Consider the following 11963-nt stretch of genomic DNA (forward strand, 5'->3'; position numbering starts at 1 on the left):
TTTTGCCAAGTAAACTCCCGCCGGAGGCTGCCGTACTCACATCAAACACCATCGCTCAGTTTCCCTCAAACACGGGCCGCTGCTTGGCGACAAAGGCGTTGTAGGCGCGTTCAAAATCACCGGTTTGCATGCAAATTGCCTGAGCCTGCGCCTCTGCCTCAATCGCTTGTTCAATCGACATGGACCATTCCTGCGCCAGCATCGTCTTGGTCATCATGTGGGCGAAATTCGGACCTGACTGGATTTGCTGCGCCAGTTTCAGCGCTTCAGCTTCCAATGTATCACCATCGACCAGACGGTTGAAAAATCCCCAGCGTTCACCCTCATCTGCCGACATCGACCGCCCCGTGTACAGCAGCTCAGCGGCGCGGGTTTGGCCGATTACGCGGGGTAAAATCGCGCAGGCCCCCATGTCGCACCCAGCGAGGCCAACACGTGTGAACAAGAACGCCGTCTTAGCCTCGGGCGTGGCCAGCCGCAAATCGGATGCCATCGCGATGATCGCACCCGCGCCGACACAAATCCCGTCCACCGCCGCGATGACCGGCTTGCCGCAGTTCACAATGGCCTTGACCAGATCGCCGGTCATGCGGGTAAAGCGCAGCAGCTCTTTCATATTCATGCGGGTCAGCGGTCCGATGATGTCATGCACATCCCCGCCCGAGCTGAAATTCCCGCCGTTTGACCCGAAAATCACCACGTCTACGTCATCTGCATAGACCAGATCGCGGAACCAGTCGCGCAGCTCGGCATAGCTGTCAAAGGTCAGCGGGTTCTTGCGGTCAGGCCGGTCCAAACGCACCGTGGCAATGCCGTCTTTGATCTTGCAAAGAAAGTGCTTTACGTCGCTACGCATGGCTTGGGTCATCTATTTTTTCCTTATTTTCAGCGGCTTGAGCCACTGCTATCAGTTGTGCGGCCATCTGGCGGGCATCTGCCGCGCTGATGCCGTGCAGCATATCGTTGATCCACCCCTCATGGGCGCTGGCTTGCTCTGCGAATTCGGCGTTCCCGGCCGCTGTCAGCCGCAAGATCATGGCGCGGCGGTCCCCGGGAACGGGTACGCGCTCCACCAGCCCCTCTTCGGCGAGCCGGTCGGCGATACCCGTGACATTGCCGTTGGACACGCGCAGCACGCCGGACAGCTGGCTCATTTTCAGGCCTTCGGGGTGGCGCGATAGGGCAGCCATCACATCGAAACGCGGCAAGGTGGTTTTGAACTCCACCCGCAGCTTATCGCGCAAGTGCCCATCCACGTGACGGGTCAGGCCCAGCAGGCGCAGCCAGAGGCGCAGGCGGTCTTTCGACGCGGTGGTCATATCTCGCCGCCCGATACCGACAGCGCATGGCCATTAACCATCGACGCGCCGGGCGAGGCAAGGAATGCCACAGCAGCCACCACTTCGTCGGTGGTGATCATGCGCCGCATCGGGTTGCCGCCGACCACCATCTTTTCCGCCTTTTCGCGCGGGATATCAAAGCGCGTCATCACATTGGTGACCGCCGTTTGCCCCATATCGGTATCCACAAATCCGGGGCAAACCGCGTTGCAGGTGATGCCGTCACGGGCGACTTCCTTGGCAAGCGCACGGACCAAGCCCAGCACCCCATGCTTGGCCGCTACATAGGCCGAGATATTTGGCCCGCCCTGCAACCCCGCGGTCGAGGCGATGGCAATCAATCGCCCCCCTGCCTGCATCCCTGCCAGCGCGGCGCGGAAGGTCAGGAATGTACCGGTCAGGTTCACGTCCAGTGTCGATTGCCAGTCGGCCAGCGTCATATCGCGCAATTTGGACGGTTTTCCAGCGCCCGCGTTGGCGATTACGATATCATAGGGCGCGTCGAACAGCGCCTGAACCGAAACCTCGTTGGTCACATCCAACGCGCGGCATGTCATCCCGCGCCCCGCATTGGTTTCCTCTAGCGCGTCCATCCGGCGGCCCGCGATGGTGACATCGGCACCGTCCTGCGCAAAATGCCGTGCGATTGCGCGCCCGATGCCCGAACCGCCCCCTGTCACAAGTACTCTAACCATCAAACACGCCCTTCCATTTCTGCGGCGCGGTCGGCATTGCGCCACGCCTGATCACGCCCCGCCTCATACGGTTTCGGCCAGACCGCCTGACGGTCGCCGATGGCGGCCCCCTCGTGCAATGTCCAATAGGGGTCAGCCAAATGCGCGCGCGCAAGGCACACCAGATCGGCCCGCCCCGCCATAAGGATCGAATTCACGTGATCTGCCTCGAATATATTGCCCACCGCCATCGTCTTGATCCCGCCATCGTTGCGGATCCGGTCCGAGAACGGCGTTTGGAACATACGGCCATAGACTGGTTTCGCCTGGGTCGAAGTTTGCCCGGCGGACACGTCGATAATATCGGCACCGGCCTTGTCAAACATCGCAGCGATTTCAACGGCTTCTTCAGGGGTGACGCCATCATCGCCCGCCCAGTCATTGGCCGAAATACGCACCGCCATCGGCTTGGCGTCAGGCCAGACCGCGCGCATTGCGGCAAAGACCTCCAAAGGATAGCGCATGCGGTTTTCCAGCGACCCGCCATATTCATCATCGCGTGTGTTCGACAGCGGAGAGATAAAGGAAGAGATCAGATAGCCATGGGCGGCGTGCAGTTCGATCATGTCGAACCCTGCGCGGTCGGCCATCTCGGCCGACGCCACGAACTCGGCCTTGACCGCATCCATATCGGCGCGCGTCATAGCCTTGGGTGTCGCGTTTTGGTCGGACCACGGAATTGCTGAGGCGGACAGCAGCGGCCAATTGCCCGATGGCAACCGCGCATCCATCGTTTCCCAACCAACTTGCGTGGACCCCTTGCGACCCGCATGACCGATCTGGCAGCAGATTTTCGCAGGTGTTTCCGCGTGCACGAAATCCGTCAACCGCTTCCACGCGGCCTCATGCTCTGGCGCATAAAGTCCCGGACAGCCCGGCGTAATCCGCCCCTCGGCCGAAACGCATGTCATTTCGGTATAGACCAACCCCGCCCCGCCCTTGGCACGTTCGCCATAGTGGATCAAATGCCAGTCGGTGGGTGTGCCATCAACGGCTTTATATTGAGCCATCGGCGAGACAACGATCCGGTTTTCCAGCGTCATATCGCGCAACTGAAACGGCGCGAACATCGGCGCACGCGCGGGCAGATTGCTGCCTGCGCCCGCTTGCTCCATAAACCATGCCTCGGCCCCACCCAACCATTGCGGATCACGCGCGCGCAGGTTTTCATGGCTGATACGTTGGCTGCGGGTCAGCATTGAGTAGTTCAACTGCACCGGATCAAGATCAAGGTAGCGTTCAACATCTTCGAACCACTCAACCGAATTGCGCGCCGCCGATTGCAGGCGTAATACCTCAAGCCGGCGCGCATCTTCGTATTTCTCGAACGCCGTCTTCAAATCAGCATCATCGGTCACATGCTTGGCCAGCGAAATGGCGGATTCCAGCGCCAGTTTGGTCCCCGACCCGATGGAAAAATGCGCCGTGGCCGAGGCGTCGCCCAGCAGAACGACGTTCTCGTGGCTCCATTTTTCGCACAGCACACGAGGGAATTTGATCCAGGCCGACCCACGGATATGGCCCGCGTTGGTCATCAACCTATGCCCGCCCAAGTGATCTTTGAAAATCTCCTCGCAGACAGCGATGCTTTCCTCCTGGCTCATCTCACCAAACCCGAACGCGTCATAGGTTTTTTGCGAACACTCCACGATGAAGGTCGCCGTGTCGGGATCAAACTGATAGGCGTGCACCCACACCCAGCCCTTGTCGGTTTTTTCAAAGATAAAGGTAAAGGCATCATCGAATTTCTGATGCGTGCCCATCCAGACAAACGGGCAACGGCGCACATCAATGTCGGGCTTGAATGTGTCCTGAAACTCTAGCCGGGTTTTCGAATTCAACCCGTCGCAGGCCACCACCAGATCATAGTCATCCATGTAAGCTGACGCTGATTTCACCTCAGTCTCGAACTGAAGGTTAATGCCAAGGGCACGCGCGCGTTCCTGCAAGATCAGCAGCAGTTTCTTGCGCCCGATCCCGCAAAACCCGTGCCCCGACGACGTGATCACCTGCCCCTTGTGATGCAGTGCGATGTCATCCCAATAGGCAAAATGGCTGCGGATTTCAGCCGCGCTGATGGAATCGTTTTGTTCAAGGTTATCAAGTGTTTCATCGGACAGAACCACGCCCCACCCAAAGGTATCATCGGGCTTGTTGCGTTCAAGAACGGTCACATCCGCATCGGGCTGGCGCAGCTTGAGAGAGATGGCAAAATACAGCCCCGCGGGCCCACCGCCCAAACATATCGCCCGCATAACGCCACTCCTCATCCCGCCAATACCTACGACGCTAGAGTGAGTCGTTTATTATTTCAAGTATAGATATTTTAATCCTAAAGCAATTAAGCGAAGGAGAACGAAGTGGGCCGCTAGACGCGTAAAAAGCCGTCACTTCGCTTTTAAAACGGGCCAAGTAATATCGATGCTATTCTGTTTCGCCTCACCGCTTTTCACCGCCTTATTAATCGCAACTGTACCGTCACATTGACCTCCCGTGCCAGATCGCCAAAGCGAATGCCATAGATCGATGCAAAGCTCAGCACCCTTCCCTCACCCATTGACACCCTCAAGAAAGTAGGTAGACCGGTCTACCTATTCATAGCGAGACCAGAATGCCCCCACAGCCCAAGCATCAAGGCAACAGCGCCCGTGACCGGTTACTCACCGCAGCGGCGGTGTTGTTCTACAATGATGGCATTGCCGCCACAGGGATCGACGCGATCACCGCCCGTGCGGGCGTTGCAAAGCAAAGCCTTTATAATAACTTCGCCTCCAAATCTGATCTGGTGGCGGCTTATATCGATCAGCGCCATGACGAATGGCTCGCCCTTTATGCAGCCCGCGAGGCCACGGCGCATCACCCCAAAGATAAAATCCTCGCCGTTTTTGACGCCTATGATGACCACGCCACATTCGCCTATGAGCGCGGTTTTCGCGGCTGCGGGTTGTTGAACGCGGCGGCGGAACTGGATGCTAATGACGTGGGCCGCACAGCGGTGCGCCGTCACAAAGAACAGGTGGAGGCAATTTTGCACACCGAGCTTGCGCAGCTTTTGCCCGATGACACAGCCCGCGCCGAAACGTTGGCGGCGCATCTGGCCTTTTTGCTTGAGGGGGCCATGACCCGCGCCGGGCTTGAGGGCGACGCAAACCGCCTGCGCAGCGCCCGTGCCATGGCCCAAGACATGCTGGCGCGTCTATGACCCGCGCCCTGTCCAACGGCCCCGCCCCATCCAGCCCGCAAGCCCAGCAGACGATCGGTGCCCTCTTTTGCCTGTTCGCAGCGATCGCTTGGGGCACGACCGGGACAGCCGCTACATTCGCCCCCGGTGTCAGCCCGCTTGCCATCGGCGCGGCCGCCATGGGGATTGGGGGCGCGCTTCAGGCTTTGATCGCATACAAGGGCATCTGGACCCATCGCGCAGCGCTGCGGCGCGAGCGGATGGCGTTGATGGTGGGGGCCGTTTCTGTGGCGATTTATCCCTTGGCTTTCTATGCCTCTATGCGCCTTGCGGGTGTGACGGTGGGCACGGTGATCTCAATCGGGTCCGCGCCGCTGATTTCGGCGCTGATCGAATACGCGCTCGATGGCCGCCGCCTGACCGTCCGCTGGGCCATTGGGGCTGCCATCGGCCTTAGCGGCATCGCATTGCTCAGCTTGTCCGAGAGCGGCCATGGCACGGCAAGCAACATTCCCTTGGGCGCATTCCTCGGCCTTGTGGCCGGGGGCACCTATGCGCTGTATTCGTGGACGGCCCAACGGATGATGCGCCGCGATTTACCGCCGCGCGTGGCAATGGGCGCGACCTTCGGCCTTGGCGGATTGCTGCTTTTGCCCGTCCTGCTGATCACCGGCGCATCCTTTCTGGACAGCGCGGGCAATCTGGCGGTCGGGCTTTACATGGCACTGGTCCCAATGTTTTTGGGCTACCTCGCCTTTGGCGCAGGCCTTGCCCGCGTGCCCGCCAGCATGGCCACGACCATCACCCTGTTCGAGCCGGTGGTCGCCGCCGTCCTCGCCGTTTACGTGGTCGGTGAAACGCTGCCTGCGCTTGGATGGCTGGGCGTCGCACTGATCGTCGCATGTTTGCTCTGGACGACGCTACCCTTGCCGCGCAGGAGGGTTTTGGCGGCGTGATAGTTTGGGAAAGTGTGTGTGTGGAGGGGGAATTTGGGGTTTCGAAACGCTGAACTGGAATATTTCTGACCCGAGAGGTGTTTAGCTGCCACACTCAAGGGCATTTCCACCCGGCTGGTATGTCAAAAAAATACTTGAGCAGCATGCACACGGCCATGACTTGCGTATATCTTTAATTCTTGCTGAAATGGTGCCCCCACACGGACTCGAACCGCGGACCTATTGATTACAAATCAATTGCTCTACCAGCTGAGCTATAGGGGCACTGGGCGTTCGTTTAGAAGATTGCTCGGGGGGGCGCAAGAGGGGAAATAGCAGATATTTTGCAGTTTTACAGATCGGGCAAGAACGGCTATTGCCTTGGTCACACGATAGAAGTTGAGCTGGATATCCATGCAGTTGGTTTTACACGCAGGTGCTCATTACACCGAAGAAGAGCGTTTACTGAAAAGCCTGCTGGCTAACACCGACCGGCTGGCCAAAGACGGGACCGTTGTACCGGGGCCAAGCACCTATCGCGGGCTGTTTCGCGACACGTTGAATGCGATGTATAAATCCACCGTGGCCGAGGGCGCGCGTGACGTATTGCTGGATGCGATTCTGGATGATGCCGACGCGAAACGCGTGGTTTTGTCGGACCCCAACTTTTTCCGCACGCCCGCCACGGCCATGGTCGAGGGGATGCTTTATCCGGCGGCACCGGTGCGCATGATGCGTATTGTGCAGCTGTTTCCCGATGACGAGATCGAGCTGTTCTTGGGTATCCGCAATCCGGCGACTTTGTTGCCGATATTGCACGGTGTGTCAGCGGATAATTCCGACGCGCATTTCTGGGGCAACAAGGATCAGGCCGATGTGTGCTGGTCGGAAACCTTGGAGCTGTTGCACGATTCTGCGCCGGAAATTGCCGTCACCGTTTGGTGCAACGAGGATGCGCCGCTGATCTGGGGCACCATCATGCGCGAAATCGCAGGCCTGCCCAAGAACGCAAAGCTGAAGAACGAATTTGACCTACTGGAAACGATCATGACAGTCGAAGGCATGAAACGCTTTCGCACCTATATCGCCGCGCACCCCGAGATTTCAGGGTCGCAGGAGCAAAAGGTGATTGCGGCATTCCTGAGCAAATTCGCCATGGAAGACGCAATCGAAGAAGAGCTGGACATGCCGGGCTGGACCGATGAGCTGGTCGAAGAAATGACAGAGAACTACGACCAAGACGTATTGCGCATCCAGCAGATCCCCAACGTGCGGATGATCATGCCGTAACAAGGTGGCCGAGAAGGTTGATTTCTATCTGCGCGACATGATCCACTGGGACCCAACGGATGAGCGTCCATCAACCAAAAGTTCAAACCGGGCAGCCAGCTGGAACCGGTTCATCCGATCTTTATGGAGTAAGCAAACGGTACACTTGCAAGGTGCCTTTGCCCTTTGCCTCGATATCGCCGCGCTCGACCACCCTTTCGCGGGGTTTGACCAGCGCGGCGGTGTCTGCCGACAGCAAAACGGTATTCTCGTCGCAGGCGCTGACCATCCGTGCGGCGGTATTGACCGTATCGCCCCAGATATCAAAGCTTAGCGTTTTGGTTCCGACCACACCGCTAGAGATCGGGCCGGTGTGAATGCCGATCCGCAGGCCCCAGCCCGCGACCTCGTCTTGGGCCGTGTAGTCAAGGTTGTGTTGGACATAGGCCATAATCTCGGTCGCGGCGGCGCAGGTGGCGGCGACATGGTCTAGGTGCCCTGCCCCGTTCAAGTCGCCTGCGACCGTCATATAGGCGTCACCGATGGTCTTAACCTTTTCGACGCCATGCTTGGCCACAATTTCGTCAAACGCACCATAATAACGGTCCAACATACGCACCAGATCAATAGGGTTCATCTGTTCGGTGCTTTTGGTGAAATCAACGAAATCCGTGAACATCACTGTCGCCGAAGAGATATGACGCGGGCGCACCTTGCCGTTGGCCTTAAGCTCTTCGGCGATGGCTTCGGGCATGATCGACCGCAACAATTGTTCTGTGCGGTCTTTTTCAGCCTCAAGCGATTTATACAGCTGTTCGATCTGGGATTTCTGATCTTCGATATCCGCGATCACACGGCGCTGGAACGCATGCGAGGCGTCCATCAGATCCTCAAGCTCGACCCGGCGCAGATCGGATTTTTCAAGCCGCTTTTCCAATCGCCGCAGCTGTTTATCCAGGTCAGACCCTTTTCGGTGTGCTGTTTCCGATGTCATAAATGTTGATCAAACCGCGGGCGCGGCCCCCAACAAAACAGCAAGAAACGCATTGGTGTGTTGTTCAGCCTTGCCTTGACTGCCTGCTGGCCCAATCTCGCCGTAGGTATAGAAACCGGCTGTTGGGAATGCGCCGCCAATGATGGCTTCAAAGCTTTCGTATTCCTCTTTGGTGCGCGTGCCCAAAGCGGCCCGTCGCCCCGCACAAGAGAAGAAAAGCGCGGCATCCGGGCTTTGCTTGGGGAACCCTTGGAACGCGTTCTCGACCGCGGTCCGGGACGCGGCGATAATTTCATCGCGCGAGGCCGTGGCAAGCTGCACCTCTTTATTCTCTTCGATGGGGTTCGTTCGCCAGCGCGATATCCGTGTTCCAGCCATCCGCCACGGCACCGGGTTTGGACCCTTCGATCCCGTAAACGCCAACGGTCGGGTTGACCCCGCCGTGATAAACCACGGACGCAGTAAAGGCGATTAGATCGCGCATCGCGCCGTTGCGATAGCACAACGACCTCGCAGGATAGGGAATGAAGCCTGCCTTGTGCAGATCAGCGCGTTTGCAGTCTTTCGATGATGCTTGCCGCCGTCACCGTGCCGATGGTTTCACCGTTTTCCTCGACCGCGATTTCACCCACCTTGTCGTCCAGCTGATGGATCAGATCGTCCACGGGCGTTTCAGCGGCCACCGAGGTGGCATCATCCCCGACCACTGGCCCCATCACATCGCGCGCCGTCAGCACGCCTAACGGGTTCATATTGGCAACGAATTCAGCGACATAAGGCGACGCAGGGTTCGAGAAAATCTCGCGCGGGGTGCCGCATTGCACGATACGTCCGCCTTCCATGATCGCGATGCGGCCGCCCAGCTTGAACGCCTCGTCCAGATCGTGACTGACAAAGATGATGGTGCGTTTCAACTCGCGTTGCAGGTCCAGCAGCTCGTCTTGCAGCCTCGTGCGGATCAGCGGATCGAGCGCGGAAAACGGCTCGTCCATCAGCAGGATCGGGGCTTCGGTCGCAAAGGCGCGGGCAAGCCCCACGCGCTGCTGCATACCGCCCGACAGATCACCGACCTTGCGATCCGCCCAATCGGAAAGCCCCACAAGCGCCAGTTGTTTGTCTGCCCTTTCCAGCCGTTCGGCCTTGGGCACATCGGCCAGTTCCAGCCCCAACGCCACGTTGTCACGCACAGAACGCCATGGCAGCAGCCCGAATTGCTGAAACACCATCGACACGCATTCACGGCGCACGCGGCGCAACTCGGCGGCGGAGCTTTCTGCAATATCGCAGGACCAGTCGCCATCGTTGACCCGCACCGTGCCGCGCGCCATCGGGTTTAACCCGTTCACCGCACGCAGCAGCGTTGATTTTCCGGAACCGGAAAGCCCCATCAACACCAGAATTTCGCCCGCTTTCACGTCCAACGAACAGTTGTGAACGCCCAGAACTTGGCCGGTGGCGACCTCGATCTCGGCGCGGTCCTGACCTGCGTCCATCAGCGGCAATGCCTTTTCAGGGCGGTCGCCAAACACGATGGATACGTTGTCGAATTCGACAGCATTTTGAGGGGTGGTTTTCATATCAGCGCTCATTTCCGTGTCACCCGCAGCATACGGTCCAGCATAATTGCCACGACCACGATAATCAGCCCGGATTCAAACCCAAGCCCCGTGTTGACCGAGTTCAGCGCCCGCACAACCGGCACGCCCAAGCCATCCGCGCCCACGAGGGCCGCAATCACGACCATGGACAGGGACAGCATGATGGTCTGGTTCAACCCCGTCATGATCTGCGGCAACGCATAGGGCAATTCGATTTTAAACAATGTCTGGCTGGGCTTTGCGCCAAAGGCCTGCGCCGCCTCAAGCAGCGGTTTGGGCGTGGATGCGATGCCCAATTGCGTCAGGCGGATCGGTGCGGGCAGCACGAAAATCACTGTGGCGATCAGGCCCGGCACCATGCCGATCCCGAAAAATACAATCGCGGGAATAAGGTAAACAAATGTCGGCAGCGTTTGCATCAAGTCCAACACCGGGGCCATGTACCGATAGAGCTTGGGGCGGTGTGCGGCGGCGATACCAATTGGCACGCCCACACCCATACAGACCACACAGGCCGACAAAACCAAGGTCAGGCTTTCTGTGGTTTCCTCCCAATAATCTTGGTTCAGGATAAACAAGAACCCCAAAACGATCATCAGCGGCGTTTTCCAATTGCGTTGGATCGCCCAGGTCACGGCCGCAAATGCGGCGATGATGATCAACGGATGCGGCGTTTGCAGCACCCACAGAATGGCGTCAATCAACCACTCCATCGCGACAGATAGCCCGTCGAACAACCACCCTGCGTGGATCAACAGCCAGTCAAATACCGCCTCGGCGGCGTCATCGATCGGAATTTTATTGTCGGTGAGCCAGTTCATTGGGGTCTCCGCGAAAGGGTTGTTTTAATGCAGAAAAGGGCCCGCCCGATGGCAGGCCCTTTTGATCGTTAAGGGGTCATTACTCGACGATTGTCTTTGCAGCTGCCATCGCGTCGCCACCGTCTTGGGTGGTCACGCCTGCCAGCCACGTGTCCAGCACGCCGGGGTTTGCCTTGATCCAAGCGGTCGCCGCATCTGCGGGCTCTTCGCCGTCATCCAGAATGGCACCCATGATTTCGTTTTCCATGGCCAGCGTGAATTCCATGTTGTTCAGCAGTTTGCCAACATTCGGGCATTCCTCAACATAGCCAGCGCGGGTGTTGGTAAAGACCGACGCACCGCCCAAGTTCGGACCAAAGAAATCATCGCCGCCTTCAAGATAGGTCAGATCGAAGTTGGCGTTCATGGGGTGTGGCTCCCAACCCAAGAATACAACGGGCTCGCCCTTGCCTGTGGCGCGCTTGACCTGCGCCAACATGCCCTGCTCGGACGATTCCTTGACCTCAAAGTCTTTGAGATCAAACGCGTTGTCGTCGATCATCGACTGGATCAAACGGTTGCCGTCATTGCCCGGCTCGATGCCATAGATCGTCGCATCCAGCGCGTCGGCGTTCGCCGCGATATCGGCAAATGTCGTGATGCCCATGTCAGCGGCGGCTTTGTTCACGGCCAACGTATATTTCGCGCCGTTCAGGTTGGCACGCACGGTATCCACGGTGCCCGCTTCGCGGTAGGGCGCGATGTCGGCTTCCATGGTGGGCATCCAGTTGCCCAGGAACACGTCAACATCCCCTGCGGCCATCGCGGTATATGTCACCGGAACCGAAAGAATTTTGATGTCGGTTTCATAGCCCAGCGCCTGCAAAACAACCGTGGTTGCCGCAGTCGTCGCTGTAATGTCTGTCCAACCTACATCTGAAAACGTAACCTCATCACAGCCAGCAGCGGACAGGCTGGTGGCAAGGCTAAGCGTAAGAGCGGTCGTGGTGGCGAGAATTTTCATTTCGGGTAGCTCCCTGTGTTGTTATAATTGATGGCGCATTAGAGCGCTAACATGCCCAATGATGCAACCCGATTTCTGGCCCACGGGG

General features: G+C 58.4%; 13 protein-coding genes and 1 tRNA gene. 3 read left to right on the forward strand and 11 right to left on the reverse strand.

The window, feature by feature from the left end:
* Positions 1–55: 55 nt before the first annotated feature.
* From AADJ11_RS11505 to AADJ11_RS11520, 4 genes are read right to left on the reverse strand one after another with little or no spacing between them, the layout of a single operon-like run.
* Entirely contained in the window at positions 56–856 is an 801-nt protein-coding gene (locus AADJ11_RS11505) for an enoyl-CoA hydratase family protein (RefSeq protein ID WP_341235013.1), read from the reverse strand.
* Positions 849–1319, reverse strand: a complete 471-nt coding sequence (locus AADJ11_RS11510) for a MarR family transcriptional regulator (RefSeq protein ID WP_341234660.1) — start codon at positions 1317–1319, stop codon at positions 849–851. The genes AADJ11_RS11505 and AADJ11_RS11510 overlap by 8 nt, the downstream gene beginning before the upstream one ends.
* Positions 1316–2035: an SDR family NAD(P)-dependent oxidoreductase gene (locus AADJ11_RS11515; RefSeq protein WP_341234661.1), complete on the reverse strand. Its 720-nt coding sequence runs from the start codon at positions 2033–2035 to the stop codon at positions 1316–1318. Before AADJ11_RS11515 ends, AADJ11_RS11510 begins: the two co-directional genes overlap by 4 nt.
* Complete coding sequence (locus AADJ11_RS11520) at positions 2035–4329, reverse strand: bifunctional salicylyl-CoA 5-hydroxylase/oxidoreductase (RefSeq protein WP_341234662.1); 2295 nt, start codon at positions 4327–4329, stop codon at positions 2035–2037. The genes AADJ11_RS11515 and AADJ11_RS11520 overlap by 1 nt, the downstream gene beginning before the upstream one ends.
* Before the next feature lie 356 nt (positions 4330–4685).
* On the opposite strand from AADJ11_RS11520, the gene AADJ11_RS11525 reads away from it, so the two are divergent.
* The gene (locus AADJ11_RS11525) at positions 4686–5276 is read left to right on the forward strand and encodes a TetR/AcrR family transcriptional regulator (RefSeq protein WP_341234663.1); all 591 of its coding nucleotides are present in this window, start codon (positions 4686–4688) and stop codon (positions 5274–5276) included.
* Positions 5273–6211: an EamA family transporter gene (locus tag AADJ11_RS11530; RefSeq protein WP_341234664.1), complete on the forward strand. Its 939-nt coding sequence runs from the start codon at positions 5273–5275 to the stop codon at positions 6209–6211. Before AADJ11_RS11525 ends, AADJ11_RS11530 begins: the two co-directional genes overlap by 4 nt.
* Positions 6212–6399: 188 nt before the next feature.
* Here the strand turns inward: AADJ11_RS11530 and AADJ11_RS11535 are convergent.
* Positions 6400–6475: transfer RNA gene (locus tag AADJ11_RS11535), tRNA-Thr, on the reverse strand.
* Between the two features lie 129 nt (positions 6476–6604).
* Here AADJ11_RS11535 and AADJ11_RS11540 point away from each other — a divergent pair.
* On the forward strand, positions 6605–7480 hold the full coding sequence (locus AADJ11_RS11540) for a hypothetical protein (RefSeq protein ID WP_341234665.1): 876 nt from the start codon (positions 6605–6607) through the stop codon (positions 7478–7480).
* Between the two features lie 121 nt (positions 7481–7601).
* Here the strand turns inward: AADJ11_RS11540 and AADJ11_RS11545 are convergent, their stop codons facing one another.
* The 6 genes from AADJ11_RS11545 to AADJ11_RS11570 all read right to left on the reverse strand — a co-directional run bounded on the left by AADJ11_RS11545 (position 7602) and on the right by AADJ11_RS11570 (position 11875).
* Positions 7602–8453, reverse strand: coding sequence for an adenylate/guanylate cyclase domain-containing protein (locus AADJ11_RS11545; RefSeq protein WP_341234666.1), 852 nt, complete (start codon positions 8451–8453; stop codon positions 7602–7604).
* Between the two features lie 9 nt (positions 8454–8462).
* Positions 8463–8774: an FIST C-terminal domain-containing protein gene (locus tag AADJ11_RS11550; RefSeq protein WP_341234667.1), complete on the reverse strand. Its 312-nt coding sequence runs from the start codon at positions 8772–8774 to the stop codon at positions 8463–8465.
* 4 nt (positions 8775–8778) lie between these two features.
* A complete protein-coding gene (locus AADJ11_RS11555; RefSeq protein ID WP_341234668.1) occupies positions 8779–8937 on the reverse strand; it encodes a hypothetical protein in 159 nt (52 codons plus the stop codon).
* A 61-nt stretch (positions 8938–8998) separates the two neighbouring features.
* Complete coding sequence (gene choV, locus AADJ11_RS11560; protein WP_341234669.1) at positions 8999–10030, reverse strand: choline ABC transporter ATP-binding protein; 1032 nt, start codon at positions 10028–10030, stop codon at positions 8999–9001.
* An 8-nt stretch (positions 10031–10038) separates the two neighbouring features.
* Positions 10039–10872, reverse strand: coding sequence for a choline ABC transporter permease subunit (choW, locus tag AADJ11_RS11565; RefSeq protein ID WP_341234670.1), 834 nt, complete (start codon positions 10870–10872; stop codon positions 10039–10041).
* Between the two features lie 79 nt (positions 10873–10951).
* The gene (locus tag AADJ11_RS11570) at positions 10952–11875 is read right to left on the reverse strand and encodes a choline ABC transporter substrate-binding protein (RefSeq protein WP_341234671.1); all 924 of its coding nucleotides are present in this window, start codon (positions 11873–11875) and stop codon (positions 10952–10954) included.
* Positions 11876–11963 lie beyond the last annotated feature (88 nt).

It is taken from the genome of uncultured Sulfitobacter sp. (genome assembly GCF_964021855.1).
GTDB lineage: Bacteria > Pseudomonadota > Alphaproteobacteria > Rhodobacterales > Rhodobacteraceae > Sulfitobacter.

What these genes read in the sequence shown, in the direction of transcription:
- AADJ11_RS11505 (WP_341235013.1), bottom strand. Translation starts at nt 856, where the DNA reads ATGCGTAGCGACGTAAAGCACTTTCTTTGCAAGATCAAAGACGGCATT.
- AADJ11_RS11510 (WP_341234660.1), bottom strand. Translation starts at nt 1,319, where the DNA reads ATGACCACCGCGTCGAAAGACCGCCTGCGCCTCTGGCTGCGCCTGCTG.
- AADJ11_RS11515 (WP_341234661.1), bottom strand. Translation starts at nt 2,035, where the DNA reads ATGGTTAGAGTACTTGTGACAGGGGGCGGTTCGGGCATCGGGCGCGCA.
- AADJ11_RS11520 (WP_341234662.1), bottom strand. Translation starts at nt 4,329, where the DNA reads ATGCGGGCGATATGTTTGGGCGGTGGGCCCGCGGGGCTGTATTTTGCC.
- AADJ11_RS11525 (WP_341234663.1), top strand. Translation starts at nt 4,686, where the DNA reads ATGCCCCCACAGCCCAAGCATCAAGGCAACAGCGCCCGTGACCGGTTA.
- AADJ11_RS11530 (WP_341234664.1), top strand. Translation starts at nt 5,273, where the DNA reads ATGACCCGCGCCCTGTCCAACGGCCCCGCCCCATCCAGCCCGCAAGCC.
- AADJ11_RS11540 (WP_341234665.1), top strand. Translation starts at nt 6,605, where the DNA reads ATGCAGTTGGTTTTACACGCAGGTGCTCATTACACCGAAGAAGAGCGT.
- AADJ11_RS11545 (WP_341234666.1), bottom strand. Translation starts at nt 8,453, where the DNA reads ATGACATCGGAAACAGCACACCGAAAAGGGTCTGACCTGGATAAACAG.
- AADJ11_RS11555 (WP_341234668.1), bottom strand. Translation starts at nt 8,937, where the DNA reads ATGCGCGATCTAATCGCCTTTACTGCGTCCGTGGTTTATCACGGCGGG.
- choV (WP_341234669.1), bottom strand. Translation starts at nt 10,030, where the DNA reads ATGAAAACCACCCCTCAAAATGCTGTCGAATTCGACAACGTATCCATC.
- choW (WP_341234670.1), bottom strand. Translation starts at nt 10,872, where the DNA reads ATGAACTGGCTCACCGACAATAAAATTCCGATCGATGACGCCGCCGAG.
- AADJ11_RS11570 (WP_341234671.1), bottom strand. Translation starts at nt 11,875, where the DNA reads ATGAAAATTCTCGCCACCACGACCGCTCTTACGCTTAGCCTTGCCACC.